Genomic DNA, 14972 nt, shown 5'->3' with positions numbered 1-14972 from the left:
AGCTTGTTCTTTAACCTTTGCGCTGGTTGTGCGCGGTGATGGTCAGGTCGCGTTTGACGGTTTTGCCGACGTCGTGGCGGGGTGTGGGGCGTCGGTTTCGTGAGCCGGGCGGGCGTCCGGGTCCGGGTTTGCCGGGTTTCGGTGCGCTGGCTGGCAGGGCGGTGTTCGGGCGGATGTTCCGAAACCCGCGGCGGACGCGGGCTGGGGTGAGTCGGCCCGGCAGCGCGGGTCGTTCCCAGGGGCGGCGTAGGTCCGCTGCGAGGGGTCGGGCCAGCCGCAGTTGGGTGTGCGCGACGATGATCAGCCAGGTCCAGCGGTCCGCGGCTTGTGGGGTGCGTAGTTTCGGGCGGGTCCAGCCGAGGGTTTGTTTGAACAGGCGGAAGGTGTGTTCCAGGTCGAATCGGCGTAGGAAGGACTGCCACCAGCGGTCGATGTCGGCGGCGGTGGCACCGGTGGCGGAGCACCACAGCCACAGTGGTTTGGGGTCGCGGTCGCCGGGCAGATGCTCGACCTGGAGGCGGATCAGGGTGCCTTCGATGACGGGTAGGTCGCCGTGGTGGTCGATCCAGCAGGTGCGGCGGGTCAGGCGTGGGTGCAGCCGGTCCCAGCCGGCCGCGGTTGCGGTGCCGTACCGGCTGGTGGCAGTGGTCGTCTGGTGTTGCGGTGTCGGCCAGGTGGCCGGGGTGTCCAGCCGGAACTCGGGCCCGTGCTTGGGTGGCCTACCCGTGGTGCCCGCCGGCCGGGCCGGTTTGGGCAGGCGCAGCACCCGGTCGGCGCGGAGCCGGCCGAGCAACTGGACGGGCAGGTCGGTCAGCACATGGGCGAGCCGGGCGGTGTCGTAGCCGGTATCGGCGACGATCAGAATCTCGGGGTCACCCTGGCGCCAGTGCCCCGCCTCGATGAGCCGGTTCACCACGTCGCGGAGTTGGTCGGCGGTGACTGCGGTGGCGTCATCGGCCGGGCCGAGCCGTTGCGCGTCCAGGATCGCGGTCCATGAGGTGCGGCCGGACTCCAGCGCGGCCACGAACGAGTACGGCCAGCCAGGGATCATCTGCGCCTGGCCCTTGGCCCGGCCGTAGACGTGGCAGAACAGCCGATCCGGCGAGGTCACCGCTTCCGGCCGTAGCCAGTTACTGACATCGACCGCCAACACGATCCGGGCATCGGCGGTGCGTGGCAGCGGCAGACCGGCCAGCGTCACACGCAGCCGGGCGATGTCGATATCGCCCCAGTTCAGGCCGTCGTACAGGGCACCGTGACCGCGGCGATGCTCGGCGGTCAGTGACAACTCGGCCAGGCTGGTCACCGGCCCGTCAGCGCACAGCACTGCGTCGGTCAACTCGAACAACGCGTCCGTCCTCGCCGTCAAGCACCGGTAGTAGTCGCGGCGGAACGCCGCCAAACGTGCCGCCGGCGCCAACGCTGCGGGCAGCGGCGTTGCGGGCGTGTCGGGCAACACCAGACCACCGAGGTAGTCCACAATCGTGGCCACGGCCACCATCCGTTCTTCGTGTCCTGCCAGGGAACCGAAGGATCATCGGACGGTGGCCGTTCCACGTCGAGCATCGACACGCCGACGTCTACAAAGGACAGCAGTCACCACCGACGGCGGCCGAAGTTAAACAACAAGCTTAGAGCCTGTCCGGTAACTGGGTGGGGTGTCGGTGTGGCGGGTTGGTCATGGGTTGGGCCTTGAGGTAAGAGCGCGGGTAACCACACCTGTTGCTCTCATCCTCAAGGTCCAATATGACGTTGTACCTGGTCGCCGGCGTTGGCGCACCTATCGACGGCGGAGCTGAAACCTCCCTCCGATTCCGTCATTATTTATTGTTTACGATCCCGGATCGGAGGCTAAAGAGTCCGTTGGATAATAGGTTGGGGCCAGGATCACGCGTCGACTCAACCCATCGCAACTAACCTCGATCGACATACTCTCATGCCGTAACGTGTGGCCTCCTATCGGCGAAGGACTGCGGCAGTCGCGTACTGCGAGGTCTGGTAGCGACGTCGTCATCTCGCGCTTGATCGTGGCCGGCGGCGTACTCCATGGGGATTGTCGCCTTTCTCGCCGGCCCCGCCGCCCGCTGGGTCGACGGCCAGGTCCCGCGCACGAACGGGGGCATCGTCTGAGTGTCACCCGTCGACAAGTCCGCGCGGCGGGACGTGTACCGTCCGGTCGCCGGGCGTGCCGCCGATGACGACCCTGCGGTAGGAGGTGTTGTTGGCGGTGTTCTGCTCGTGGAGGGCGTGCTCGGGGTTGGCGACGATCTCGATGTAGTAGGTGCCGTTGGGCAGGTCGGTGATGTCGAAACTCTGACCCGGCAGGTCCTGGGTGTACGTGTCGCCGTTGCCGACGTCGAGCCGCTGCCGGACGGCGAGGGCGGACGCGTCGCCGCACCAGCTGAGGTCGTCGTTCACCGGCTGCCAGGTGGCGCGCGGCAGCGTGTAGTCGATCGCGTCGGTGTTGGCCAGGCAGAAGGCTTCCTTGCCGCTGCGGAGGGCGACGGTCCGGTCGGCGTTGAGCAGCCGGTACCGGGCGAAGTCGGTGAAGTGCCAGTGGTGGTGGCCGTCCCGAGGGTCCCACTCCATCGTGCCGACCGGCGCGTACCCGACCTGCCGGCCACGGTTGTCGTAGAAGTACTGGTACGCGTCCATCAGCTGCTGGTCGGGCCGGCGGAAGCCGTCGACGACCAGCGGCGCCGTGCCGGCGACCCAGACCGTCGCGGCGAAGTTCAGGTAGTCACGCTCGACCTCGCGCCACGGTATGGAGATCGAGAATGCGGGCAGCGGCCGCAGGTCCGGCCTCGGCCCGTCCGGCACCGTGGGCGTGCCGGTCGGCCGCTGCCCGGTCGGTGTCAACGATGTGTGCAGGTGTGAATGGGGCCTCGCCGTCGTCTCTTCCTCGGCGGCCGCCGTCCGTACCGTCACCCGCACGGTCGCCGACCACTGGTCCGGCGCAAAGCCGAACAGGTCGCGGTAGGGCTGGTTGACCGATACCACAGCTGTGTAGGTGCCGTCGTCGATGAAGAGCGGGGCGGGCCACCGTCGTGCCGTCCGCACGCTCCACCCGGCCTGGATCCCCCACACCGCGCCCAGCGCGAACGGGGCGTGCGCGCAGCGGCTGGGGTAGGGCGATGAGGCCGGGGCGTCCGGACGGGTTCGCACCGCGGCGCCGTTGGGACAGAAGGTCTCGTTTCGGTCGGCCACCGTGTTGCCCGCCGCATCCGTCACCGTCATGTTGATGAACGCGGGGAGGCCGGCGAAGTCCGTCACCAGGCCCGCCGGAAGCGCGACCGCTCCGGACGGGGCGAGTCGGGTGGCGACGATCGGCTCGGTGTACGTGCCTCGCGCCGCCCGCACCTCGAACGGAGCGGACCCGGCCACCACGTGGGTGCCCGGGTCCAGCGCGACGGGTTCGCCCGGTAGTCGCTCGACGGTCACCGCGCCGGTGGAGACGAGCCGCAACGGCGGCTCCGGTGGCGCGGCGATCGCGGTCGACTCGGAGACGAGAGCCACGATCGCCGCCGCGGCCGCGAGCATCACGGTTCGGCGCGGTATTTTGCCAGTCATCACACTTCCCGGAATCGAAACCGATCCAACTAGGAACAGACCGTTCCAACTAGTCACATGCGTAGTAGCTTTGCCGGTGACGGTCAATCCAGAAGAGGTTGGTGACGGTTCCCTGGCATCGGTAAACGACGTCGCCCTTGCCCTCCGCGACGATGACCCATCGAGCCGGAATGGTTCCAATCGCCGGCTGGTACTTTTCGATCATCACCTTGAGCTTTTTCCGACTGTTGGTCTGGTCGCAGATTTGGTAATGGGAAGCGGACAGTACGCCGTTATCGAAATTCACCTCGAGTTCGACATAACATCCGCTCGCCTGAGCCGCGCTACCCGTGAAGAAAAGTGCGCCCGGCAGCATAGCACTGACCAGCGCGATCGCCACGCCCATCCGGCGCAAGCCTTTGGTCAAGGCGTCCTCCAGTTGTTGTCGTTGTTCCTGCCAGTGATCGCTTACGCGAGCTTGTGGGCCAGGACGCCGACACGTCAAGCAAAGGGACGGCCGATCACCGCACGGCCCGCAAGTTCGCGTCATCACGCAGTGAACGCCTTCAAGAAAACGCAAGTCCAGAGGGTTTCGGCGGATCAGGGTGAGAGCCACAGGCATCACTGTTACCTGCTCGCGACGACCGCCCGCCATCCGAACGCCGACCGCATCTGAGTGGCAAGAACGATGCCTTGCTCGATTGGGGTTTCTGCATCGCGCACTCGGCTACGGCCGTTGGAGGTCCCCGGCGCCCGCCGAAGATCTTGTGGTTCGCTGTCCGGGCGTGGCGCCGGCTGATGCGCCGCTGGTGGTGGCCTGGTGGTTGGAGCGACGCCGGGCGGGCGTGGACCGTGCCGTTTGCGTGCTTGCGGTTGTGGGGCCAGCAACGTCGGTCTATCAGCTACCGGCGGCCGTCGATGGGGATGATCCAGGCGGGTTGCTCGCCGGCGATGGCGTACAGGTCCGGTTCGCCGGTGAGGAGACCCGCGTGGTGTCTGTAGGCGATGACGGCTGCGGCCGCGGCGTCTTCCCGGCCGTTGAGGTAGATGGTCCAGTCGGCGAGCGGGTCGGCGTCGGTGCGCCGGTCGGGCATGACGGTAATGGCGTGGTCGAGGGCAGCAGCTCGCGGAGGTCGCGTGTGGGGTCGCGGCGGGCGGCCTCGATGAGGCGGTGCTCGGGCGGGGCGACGTCCTGGCTGTTTTCGTCGGCGAGCAGAACTGGCTCGTGGGCGTGCATGGAGCCGGCTGCGTAGGCCAGGATCGCGGTGGTGTACAGGACCAGGCCGATTGTCCGGCTGCTGCCGGGGTGGGTCACGCGGCGCTGCGTCGGCGGGCGGCTGCCGTTTCGCGGACGACGCGTAGTTCGGCGTCGCGGGTTTCGGGGGGTTACCGATGGCCTCCCAGGCAGCGTTGTCGTCGCCCTTGGGGCGCTCGTCGTCCAGCCCCCGGGTGTCCGGAGGGCGCGGACCCGTGAGCATTTCGATGATTGCCGGACTCCCGGGGGCGTGTCGTCAGGGCGTCGCCGACCCGGTCGCCAACTGCCTGGTCTGCTGTGCCGCCCATTGGGCGGCTGCCGCGGCGACCGGGATCGTCGGGTCCACCAACCACGCGGCCTCGATGCCGTAGCAGAAGGCGATGATCTCCATTGCCTTGAGCCGCGGGTCGATGTCCTGCCGCATCTCGCCGCGCTCTTGTGCGGACCGCAGGGTCGCTGTCACGCGGTCGATCGTTGTTCGGTAGCCGTCGACCAGTCGTGGGTGGAGGTCGGTGTCGGGGCTGACGTTTTCGCCGAGGACGACGATGTTCATGCCCAGCAGGTTGGCCACCTTGCCGTCGTGCTGGCTGGGCCAGTTGGCGATGTGCTTGGCGATGATGTCGACGATCTTGATGCCGGGGTCGGGTCCGTCGCCCCACAGCCACTGCTCGGAGAAGGCTAGGTGGCGGTCCATGACGGCGTTGAGTAGGGCCTCCTTGGTGCGGAAGTGATAGAGCAGCCCGGTCTGTGACACGCCTGCCTCGGCCGCGATGTCGGCGAGGCTGGTGCCGCGCGCTCCGTTGCGGGCGATGAATCGTACGGCGACGTCGACGATGCGGTCCCGTGTCTCGAGGCCCTTCGCTGAGGTCTTGGGCTTCTGGGCAGGGGACACGGTTGATCTCCTCGCGACGGTCGGGACGGGTCTTCGTCAAGCATAGACAAACCGACTGAGTACTCGGTAACCTCGGCGAAACAGACTGAGTGCTCAGTCTGAACTTTGGCGAGAGGCGCGATCGAATGAGTGCAGCTTCCCGGCGGGGAACCCCGCTCGTCCGCGAGGAAGACACTCCGCCGCGGCCGCACGAGCAGGTTCAGGCATTCCTGGACAGCTCCGGATCATCACCCGACCCGTGGGCCGCCGACCTCGCGGTCGTGCGGGCGGACGCACGTGCGAAGGTCCTGGCCGTGACTGGCGAGCCGGCGCCGGTGGCCTCCGTCGAGTCGGTCGACGCGGACGGCGTACCGGCTCGGCTCTATCTGCCCACGGGCGCGGAACAGCCCACGGGCGCGGAACAGGAGGTGCTGGTCTGGGCGCACGGCGGTGGCTGGATTCACGGAGACCTCGACACCGCCGATGGTGTCGCCCGGGCACTCGCGAACCGGGCCGGGTGCGGGGTCCTGTCCATCGACTACCGGCTCGCGCCCGAGCACCCGTTTCCAGCCGGCTTCGACGACACCTGGACGGCCGTCACCTGGGCACGCCACAACTTCGGCAGCGTGGCTGTCGGCGGGGACAGTTCGGGCGGCAATCTCGCCGCGGCCGCCGCGCTCAAAGCGCGTGATGAAGGCGTTCGGTTAGCCGCCCAACTCCTCGTCTACCCGGCACTCGACAGCGTCGAAAACACCGACTACAAGGTCGCGTTCCGGCGGCGGTACGAGACCTTCGCGGGCCAGTCGGGTTTCGGCTCCAGCAGCTACCGTCGGCTCCAGTACATCTGGGCGACGTACGTTCCCGACCCGGCGCACCGCAAGGCGGCGTATGTATCTCCGCTGCACGCTGAATCTGTGCGCGGTGTCGCGCCTGCGACGATCATCACGGCCGAACACGATTTCCTCCGCCGCGAGGCCGAGGACTATGCCCGGCGTCTGGAGGCGGCCGGCGTGCCGGTCGAGCTGACCGAGTACGCGGGGCAGATCCATGGCTTCTTCGAGATGTTCGCGGTGATGACCGACGCGCATCACGCCGTTGGCAAGGCTGGCGACGCCGTACGCCGCGCGTTCCGGTCAACCCACACTATCGAGCCTTAAGGACTTCTCGTGCGATCGCTGACCCATTACTGCGGAACGTTCCGGGCGGCCGGCGTCGCCGCGGCGGCTGCCCTGCTGCTGGCCGCCTGTGCACCCGGCGGCAACTCCGAAGACGGCCCGGTGCCGTCCAAGCCGGCCTCCACCGGTATCGGCAGCGAACCGGTCACCCTGAAGCTGCTCGTCACCAGCGGCGTCGACGTCCCGTTCTACACCGCTCTCGGCGAGCTGTTTCGCGCCAAGTACAGCAACGTGACCGTCAAGGTGGAGAGCCAGGACTACGCCACCTTGACCACGACCATCGCGCGTACTCTCGCCGGGAACAACGTGCCCGACCTCGTCCGCGTGCCGCAGCTCGGCAACCTGACCAAGGACCACCTGCTGATCAGCCTCGACCCGTATGCGCAGGCGTATGGGTGGAACGAGTGGCCGCAGTCGCAGTTCGCGTCCACCCGTGTCGGCCCGGACGGCAGAGAGCGGGGAACGGGCTCGTTGTACGCCGCGGGCGCTGGTTTCGGCCTGACCGGGGTGTATTACAACAAGGCGCTTACGCGGCGGATTGGTATGACGCGGCCACCGGCGACCGTCGCCGAGTTCGAGCAGTTGCTCTCCAACGCGAAGGACGCCGGGCTGCAGCCGATCATGATCAACGGCAAGGACGGCGGCAGCGTCTATCCGCTGCAGAACCTGGTGATGTCGTACGCCGGTGACGTGCAAGCCGTCCAGGATTGGAACTACACCAAGCCTGGCGCGAGTATCGACACGGCGGCGACGGTCAAGGCCGCCACGACATTGCAACGCTGGGGGCAGGCGGGATACCTGCCGGCCGACGTGAACGACATCGACCAGACCCGGGCACCGGCCGAGTTCGTCAAGGGCAACGGTGTGTTCTTCCCGAGCGGCAACTGGCAGGCTCCGGGACTCGACAAGACCGGATCCGACCAGTTCGGGTTTTTCCTGTTCCCGCCCGGCGTTGCCGGTGGGCCGTCGTACGCGATGACCGCTGCCGCCAACCTGGGGATCCCGGCGAGGTCGCCCAATGCGGACGTGGCGGCCGCGTTCCTGGACTTCGTGCAGACGGACCAGCAGGCGCGGCAGGAGACGGTGACCCTCGGCGGGCTGGTGCCGGCGGGCCCGGCGGACGCGCCAGCTCCGACCGCGCCCGAGGGGTCGGCGGTTGCCGCCACCGTCAGCGCGTTCCAGGAGTTGCTGAAGAGCAACGGGCTGGTCGGCTTCATGGCTGATGCGACGGCTTCGATCCACGTCAACAGCCTCATCCCGCAAACGCAGCTGCTGCTGGCCGGCAAGACGACGCCCGAGGCGTTCGCGGCCAAGGTGCAGTCCGACTACGAGCGCGATCTCGGGCGATGATCGCGGCGAGCCGACCCAGGGGTGATGCGGTGCCGTCCGTCCGGCGGCGGAGTTGGAGCGCGCTCCTCTGGGTTGCGCCAGCGTTCGGTATGTACGGCGTTTTCGTGCTGTTCCCGATGCTCCAGTCGGTGCAGTACTCGTTCTACGACTGGGATGGCATCGGGCCGGCGACGCCTGCCGGACTGGACAACTGGAAAGCGATCTTCACCCAGCCGGAGCTGCTGCGATCCGTGGTGAACGCGTTCGTCCTCGTCGTGTTCTACACGGTCTTGCCGGTCGGGCTCGGTCTGGTCGCCGCGTCGTTCATCCGCGAACTGAAGCCCGGCGCGTTCAGCACCACCGCCCGGGTCGTACTGTTCGTCCCGCAGGTGCTTCCGCTGGTCGCGGCCGGTATCGCGTGGACGTGGATGTACTCCTCAAACGGCCTGGTCAACCAGGTCCTGCGCGCGGTCGGCCTCGATCAGTACACGCGGGCCTGGCTCGGTGACTTCACTTTCGCTCTGCCCGCGGTCGGCGTCATCGGGGTCTGGGTCATGCTCGGCTTCTGCACGGTGCTGCTGCTCGCGGGCATCGGCAAGATCGATCCGGCGCTGTACGAGGCGGCCCGGCTGGACGGGGCCGGGCGGGTCAGTGAGTTCTTCGCCGTGACGCTGCCCGGGCTGCGGCGCGAACTCGTCGTGTGCACGACGTTCACGACCATCGCCGCGCTGGCGAGCTTCGACGTCGTCCAGATCGCGACGCAAGGCGGTCCCGGCTACCAGACGATGGTGCCCGGCGTGCAGATCTACCGGTTGACGTTCCTGCAGCAGCACGTCGGCCAGGCCTCGGCGCTCGCGGTGTTCCTGGCCGTCGTCGTGCTGCTGGTCATCTGGCCGATCCAGCGTCTCGGGAGGGAGAAATGACCACATCGGGCCTCGCCCATCGAGTAACACGCACTGGGATCCTGCTCGCGCTGATGCTGTTCGCCGTGGTGCCGCTGCTGAGTATGTTCACCACGGCACTGGCGGCGCCGGGCAGCACGCCGCAGGGGCTGAGCTGGCCGAGCGACCCGCACTGGCACAACTTCGTCGACGCGTGGAGCGCGGCGAACTTCCTCGCGCTGTTCCGCTCGAGCACCCTCATCGTGCTTGGCGTCGTACCGGCCACGGTCGCGATGGCCACCGCCGCGGGCTACGCCCTCGCTCGGCTGAACGTGCCCTTCGGTAAGGCGATCTACGGTCTTCTCCTCGTCGGACTCACCCTGCCGTTCGAGGCGCTGATCACCCCGTTGTACTACGACCTGCGCAGCATGGGACTGCTCGGGACGCGGCTGGCGATCGTCCTGCCGCTCATCGGACTGCTCATGCCGTTCGGCGTCTTCTGGATGCGCGCACACTTTCTCGGCGCCGAGCCCGCGCTCACCGAAGCCGCGAAAGTCGACGGCGCCAACACCTGGCAGACGTTCCGCCGCATCCACCTGCCGCTCGCCACCTCGGCGTGGTCCGCACTATCTGTGCTCTTCTTCCTCGCCAGCTGGAACCAGTACCTGCTGCCCCTCGTCCTCGTCGACGACCCGACGAAGCGGACCGTGGCCGGCGGGCTGGGCGCGTTCCAGGGCCAGTACGGCACCGACATCGTGCTCCTCTGCGCCGGATCCCTGCTGATCATCCTGCCCTCGCTGGTGATCTTCCTGATCTTCCAACGCAACTTTGTCAAGGCGCTGATGCAAGGAGCCGTCAAGTGACTGCCCGAGCCTCGTCTGGTCGACTGACTGCTTCAACGACCCCGGCAGGCACGTTGCGACCAACAGGCCCGCGCCCGCCCTGGTTCGAGGGGATATCCGTCGCCAGCCTGCCGCGATGGGCGGACGACATCGCGGTGGCCAGACCGACCAACTAGCCGTGTGCCGCTAGCATGCCGCCATGGCGAAACGACCGTGGGACTGGAACGACAAGGCGTTGGCGGCTTTTGTCGCCGCGGCCAGAGCGGGCGACCTCCACACGATTCTGGATCTGCCGCCGGGCGAGGACCTGCGAACGGCGCTGCAACGCGATGACACCCGCGAGTACACGCACGGTTGGGAGCGGCTGCTCGCGTTATACCTGGCGCAGGACTACTTCGACCACGAGATGGAAGGGGTCATCTACGGCTATGCGGAGTTCCGCTACTTTCAGTACGACGACGACGGCTACACGGAGCAGCGGCTCGCGGTAGACCTGGGCATGCTTCACAGCGTGGACGACTTCGGACTCCGTGATGTGCAGCAGGCATACGACCATTGGCAGGCGGCCCTCGAAGGGCCGTATCCGGAGGGGGCGCAGGAGGAGTTCGCCGGGATCGAGCCCCTGCTTGACGAGCAGACCCGCGCTCGGCTCGCGCCGCTGATGACACCGTGACCATTGCCCAGGCCAGTACACGGCGCGCGGAGGTCGGGCTGGTCAGCCGGCGGCGAGGTATATGGCGGCGGTGATCGCGACCAGTGTGGTCAATAGGACGCACGCGGCGGCGAGCCGGCCGTCGGGCAGGGATCGGCCGGTGTGCAGGACGTGGTGACCGGCGCGGTAGCGGACGCGTGCGGCGACGGCCACCCCAATGACCATCGGTGCCGCCGCGGCGACCAGGCCAAGCGCGGTGCGGATCCAGGCCAGGAAGGTCCGTTCGTTGGCGAGCGTAAACCGGGGGTCCGGCTCGCTCCCGGACCGGTACACCCACGACGGCCAGCGGCCGGGTCGACGCTGTTCACCATGGCGGGGCATTTGCCGCGATGCCATTGCTATTCGACGGGGACCTGGAAGGCGAGCAGACCCATGCCGAGGGCGTTGATGACGCGGGGGCCGGCGCGGCGGTGGGCGAGGTACGCCACGGTGGCGTCGGCGGGCGCCGGCCGGTCCAGCGTCAGCACCAGGCCGCGACCGCGCTGCCAGCGTACGGACTCCACGACGGTCCCCGGCACCCGGAAGTCCGCGGCCGCGCCTTCCTCGACGGTCAGCGGGCCGGCGGGGGAGCGGAGTGCCACCACCAGCTGGTTCGGGACGCCGTCCACCCGGTGGGCAGCTCTGGGGTTTGGCGGTGCCACCTTCGGCGCACCCGGGCGGTACAGGTCGTCGAGGAGCATGGCCGCGTTGTGCTCGCCGAAGGTGCGGTAGCCGTCGATGTAGTCGAAGTGGCAACCGTCGTGGCCGTTGAGGCCGGTCGTCGACAGTACCCGCAGGTTGTCGATGGTGTCCGGCAGCCGCCGCTGGGCCTCCCGCAGCGCGACCGGGGTCGCCTGGTCGCATGGGGAGCTCCGGACCTGGTGGACGTAGACCGGCAGCTTGGCGCCGTAGTCCTGGCGCCAGTCCGCGACCAGCTCGGTGAATCCGGCGACGTGTGCCTCGGCGTTGTCGCGGTCAGCCTCACCCTGGTACCAGAGCATGGCGTCGATGGCGTCCGGCCCGGTCAGGCCGGCCCGGGTGAGGCGCCGCAGCAGCATGCCGTAGCTCGTCTCACCGTCGGTGGGGACGCTGTCGTTGCGGGCGAAGTAGCTGATCGGCTGCCCGCCACGGGCACCGTTGACGATGGCGATCGGGATGCGGAGCCTGGCCGACATCAGCTGTCCCATCCGGACCGCCCACTGGCCGACCGCCGCGACCCGCTGGATGTTGTCGCCCATGGCGTAGGTCCAGCCGCCGATGGCGCCGGCCAACCGCGGGTTGTTGTTGTTGGAGGTGCCGAAGGTCCGTACCCACCGGGACCGGTCCGCCTCCGACGACGTCGAGTTCGGCTGCTGGCCGGCCTGCGCGTTCGACTGGCCCTGCACGACGACGACGTCACCGGCTACGACGTCGACCGCGTGGCCGACGCGATGCCTGGCGCCGCCGGCGGTGACCGCGACAAGTTCGAGATCGGTCGAGGTCAGCGCCACCGGCAGCGAGACGGTGAAGGAAAACCGTGGCCTCGTCCGTGACACGGCAGCCCGTTGGACGGTCCGCCGGCCGTCGCGGGTGGACCGCAGCTCGACCGCGGTGACGGCCGGGTCGGTCGCCGTCCCGCGGACCGGCACCGACACTCTGGTGGCGGTCCGGCCCGGGCGGGGTACCACCTGCCGCGATATTGGGGCGGTGTCCACCCGGACCAGCGAGGGCCGGGCGTAGAAGGTGAGCCGCCGGGCGGTGTAGTCGCCGGCGTTCCGGGCGGACGTCCAGTCGGGGTTCGCGCCCGGGCTGGCGCCGATGCCGATGTCCATCGTCTGCGGTCCGGGGGTGGTGAAGGCGTTGACGGCCAGCACCGGAGTCGCGGTGGGAGCGTCCGCGGTGCGCGGGCCACGGGCGTCGCCGGCGTCGGCGAACGCGTGCACCTGGAACGAGCCGTACCCGTTCGCCCACAGGACCGCGTCGTCGGCGTCCCGCGCGGTATCGGACGCTCCCGGTATCTGCCGGGAGCCTGTCGCGTCGTACTGGTTGGGCCACATCTCAACCCAGCCGGAACCGCCGTCGACCCGCGGTACGCCGGGGACGTTGGAGGCGACCGTCAGATCGTCGACGAACTGGTGCCGGGACTGCTCCATGCGGGTCGGTAGGCCCAGGTCGTCGGGGTCGGCGCTCAGCGCCTCCATGGCCGTCCACACCCAGCTCGTACCCGCTTCGGTGGTGAGCTCCAGGCAGTAGCCGACCCGGTCGAGGCCGCCGGCGAGGGCGGCGGTGTCGTCGAATGTGTACGGCGGGGTCGTCTCCTGCCAGTTCGCGGCGGTGGGTAGGTCGAGCGCTCGCACCGGCCGGTAGCCGGCGGCCTCGGCGTCACAGGACGTCGACCAGGCGTCCGCGGCGGCTGGTTCAGCGGCTGCCGTACCGGGGGCGGAAGCGGTTGTCGCGGCGAATGCCAGGGCTGCGCAGCCGGCGGCTAGCCGGCGGGTGTTGTGCCGAGGTCGCGGCATGTTCGCTCCTTCGTGGGTGTCGACCGGATGGCGGCCAGGCGGGGGGCGAGCCGCTCGGCCATGAGCCGGTAGCCGTCCGCGTCCGGGTGCAGGCCGTCCGGCAGCAGGTGCGCGTGGTCCGGGCCGAGGACGCTCGGGCCGTCGACGAGGTGCAGCAGGGCGTCTCCGCGGCGGCGGAGTGTGGTCACCGCGGCGGCGACGGCGTCCCGGACGTCTTCGAGGGTCATCGCCGCCGGGTTGGGCAGCGTCTCCCGGCTCGGCGAGCTGATCGGCGAGATCACGACGATCGGTACAGCGGGGTGGGCGTCACGGATCGTCTGGACGAACCCGGATACCTGGCCGGCGAGGGTACGGGGGCCGAAGCTCCCGCGCCCGTACACGTTGATTCCGAGACACAGCGAGATCAAGTCCGCGGGGCGCTCCGCGATCGCCCGGGCGGCGATGGGGTCGAGGTGGCACTCGCCGCTGAAGCCCAGGCAGGTCAGGTCCCATCCGAGGTGCCTGGCAACCAGGGCGGGCCAGGTCTCGCTCGGCCCCGAGGCGGTGCGGCACTGCGTGATCGAGCTGCCGTACGTGACCCACCGGACTTCCCCGTCCGCGCCGGCGGGTTCGGCGGCGGTGGCGCCGTGCAGGAGCAACGGGCCGATCCGGGCCTCGCCGAACTGGGGCAGCCAGACCTCGACGACCTTGCGCCCGGGTGGCAACGGGACGCGGCGGTCGGTCGCTCCGGCGGCCAGTGGCTCCCGCCGCCACAGCACGCCGTCGACGACCACGTCCAGCGGCGCCACCTCGCCGTCCAGGGCGATGACCCGCAGCTCCAGCGCGGTCGCGTCGGTCTGGACGGCCGCCCGGATCCCGGCCGCCATCCGCGCCCGGGCGACCAGGTCGGGTGCGTGGGCGGTCTCCACCCGCTCCGGTGGCAGCCGCCACGGCTGCCAGGCGCCGTCCTCCTCGGTCCAGGCCAGGCTTCCCCGCCAGACTCCGGGGGCGTCCGGCCCTAGCTGGATCACCCGCATGCCGGTGCCTCGGCTGCCGGGGCGCCGTTGACGGTTGACCGGCCGGGTCGCCTGGTCAATGTGGCTCCGTGGTCATCTCGGTGGGCGGCGCCTCCGTCGGCGGGTCCGCGGCGAGCTTGGACTCGATGCCGATGTAGTGGTCCTGGACCGCCGTGCGCGCCTGGTCCGGGTCGCCGGCGAGGATCGCGTCGAGGATGGCGGCATGGCCGTGGTAGGCGTCCATCGGCGTGCGGCCGCGCGCCGGTGGCACCGCCGCGTGGAATGCCAGCCAGAACTGGTCGAACAGTCGCAGCAGCATCGCGTTGCCGAGGTCGCGAAACAGTAGCTGGTGGAACTGCCGGTCCTGCTCGGCGAAGCCCTCACCCTGTTCGGCGAGCCCGCGCATCGTCTCCAGGGTCTCCCGCAGCGCGGTGACGCTCTCCGGCGACATGGCTTGCATCGCTTCGGTGATGAGGGCGGCTTCGAGGGTCTTGCGCAGCGCGGCCAGCTCGCGCAGGGCCCGTTGGTCCTGCATGAGGCCGTACGGGAGGTGGTCGAGCAGCGGAGTGAAGGAGAAGTCGCGTATGTAGACGCCGCTGCCGCGGCGCGTCTCCAGGACGCCGGTGGACTCCAGCGCCTTGACCGCCTCGCGGACCGAGTTGCGGCTGACCCCGAACAGCCGGGCCAGCTCGGACTCCGGCTTGAGCGGATCACCGGGGCGCAGCCCCTGCTTGAGGATGTAGTTTCTGATCTCGTGCTGCACGATCTGGTGCAGCGGAGCTGGGTTGCCCAGCCGCCGGAACTCCGGCTCCACGTCGTCCTGCCGAGTCGCCACTCTCTGAATCGACCTCCCGTTCGCGCCAACCTGTAGGATATCTTGCCAGTC

At 69.0% G+C, this 14972-nt stretch carries 14 protein-coding genes; 5 read left to right on the top strand and 9 right to left on the bottom strand.

Annotated features, from left to right (window positions below; translation table 11 throughout):
- Positions 1–10: 10 nt before the first annotated feature.
- From RB614_RS14435 to RB614_RS14415, 5 genes are all read right to left on the bottom strand, one after another.
- Positions 11–1432 (bottom strand): NF041680 family putative transposase, encoded by a 1422-nt coding sequence (locus RB614_RS14435; RefSeq protein WP_308712986.1) that lies wholly within the window; start codon positions 1430–1432, stop codon positions 11–13.
- Positions 1433–2133: 701 nt separating this feature from the next.
- Positions 2134–3570: a lysyl oxidase family protein gene (locus tag RB614_RS14430; protein WP_308712982.1), complete on the bottom strand. Its 1437-nt coding sequence runs from the start codon at positions 3568–3570 to the stop codon at positions 2134–2136.
- Positions 3571–3619: 49 nt separating this feature from the next.
- Entirely contained in the window at positions 3620–3976 is a 357-nt protein-coding gene (locus RB614_RS14425) for a hypothetical protein (protein WP_308712981.1), read from the bottom strand.
- A 475-nt stretch (positions 3977–4451) separates the two neighbouring features.
- Positions 4452–4643, bottom strand: a complete 192-nt coding sequence (locus RB614_RS14420) for a hypothetical protein (RefSeq protein ID WP_308712980.1) — start codon at positions 4641–4643, stop codon at positions 4452–4454.
- Positions 4644–5060: 417 nt separating this feature from the next.
- The gene (locus tag RB614_RS14415; protein ID WP_308712979.1) at positions 5061–5696 is read right to left on the bottom strand and encodes a TetR/AcrR family transcriptional regulator; all 636 of its coding nucleotides are present in this window, start codon (positions 5694–5696) and stop codon (positions 5061–5063) included.
- A gap of 125 nt (positions 5697–5821) precedes the next feature.
- Here RB614_RS14415 and RB614_RS14410 point away from each other — a divergent pair, with 125 nt between their 5' ends.
- The 5 genes from RB614_RS14410 to RB614_RS14390 all read left to right on the top strand — a co-directional run bounded on the left by RB614_RS14410 (position 5822) and on the right by RB614_RS14390 (position 10575).
- A complete protein-coding gene (locus RB614_RS14410; RefSeq protein ID WP_308712978.1) occupies positions 5822–6832 on the top strand; it encodes an alpha/beta hydrolase in 1011 nt (336 codons plus the stop codon).
- A 9-nt stretch (positions 6833–6841) separates the two neighbouring features.
- The gene (locus RB614_RS14405) at positions 6842–8200 is read left to right on the top strand and encodes an ABC transporter substrate-binding protein (protein ID WP_308712977.1); all 1359 of its coding nucleotides are present in this window, start codon (positions 6842–6844) and stop codon (positions 8198–8200) included.
- Positions 8197–9102, top strand: a complete 906-nt coding sequence (locus tag RB614_RS14400; protein ID WP_308712976.1) for a carbohydrate ABC transporter permease — start codon at positions 8197–8199, stop codon at positions 9100–9102. The genes RB614_RS14405 and RB614_RS14400 overlap by 4 nt, the downstream gene beginning before the upstream one ends.
- Positions 9099–9923, top strand: a complete 825-nt coding sequence (locus tag RB614_RS14395; RefSeq protein WP_308712975.1) for a carbohydrate ABC transporter permease — start codon at positions 9099–9101, stop codon at positions 9921–9923. The genes RB614_RS14400 and RB614_RS14395 overlap by 4 nt, the downstream gene beginning before the upstream one ends.
- A gap of 178 nt (positions 9924–10101) precedes the next feature.
- A complete protein-coding gene (locus RB614_RS14390; RefSeq protein ID WP_308712974.1) occupies positions 10102–10575 on the top strand; it encodes a hypothetical protein in 474 nt (157 codons plus the stop codon).
- Positions 10576–10617: 42 nt separating this feature from the next.
- Here the strand turns inward: RB614_RS14390 and RB614_RS14385 are convergent, their stop codons facing one another.
- Genes RB614_RS14385 through RB614_RS14370 form a run of 4 tightly spaced genes read right to left on the bottom strand, consistent with a single transcriptional unit; the run spans position 10618 to position 14921 of the window.
- Positions 10618–10935 (bottom strand): YidH family protein, encoded by a 318-nt coding sequence (locus RB614_RS14385; protein ID WP_308712973.1) that lies wholly within the window; start codon positions 10933–10935, stop codon positions 10618–10620.
- Between the two features lie 17 nt (positions 10936–10952).
- Positions 10953–13091: a sialate O-acetylesterase gene (locus tag RB614_RS14380; RefSeq protein ID WP_308712972.1), complete on the bottom strand. Its 2139-nt coding sequence runs from the start codon at positions 13089–13091 to the stop codon at positions 10953–10955.
- Positions 13058–14107 (bottom strand): GDSL-type esterase/lipase family protein, encoded by a 1050-nt coding sequence (locus RB614_RS14375; protein WP_308712971.1) that lies wholly within the window; start codon positions 14105–14107, stop codon positions 13058–13060. The genes RB614_RS14380 and RB614_RS14375 overlap by 34 nt, the downstream gene beginning before the upstream one ends.
- A 55-nt stretch (positions 14108–14162) precedes the next feature.
- On the bottom strand, positions 14163–14921 hold the full coding sequence (locus RB614_RS14370) for a FadR/GntR family transcriptional regulator (protein ID WP_308712970.1): 759 nt from the start codon (positions 14919–14921) through the stop codon (positions 14163–14165).
- Positions 14922–14972: the final 51 nt, after the last annotated feature.

Source organism: Phytohabitans maris (assembly GCF_031085175.1).
GTDB lineage: Bacteria > Actinomycetota > Actinomycetes > Mycobacteriales > Micromonosporaceae > Phytohabitans > Phytohabitans maris.
The sequence above is the reverse complement of the archived record's forward strand: the minus strand, read 5'-3'. Positions and strand labels throughout refer to the sequence as shown.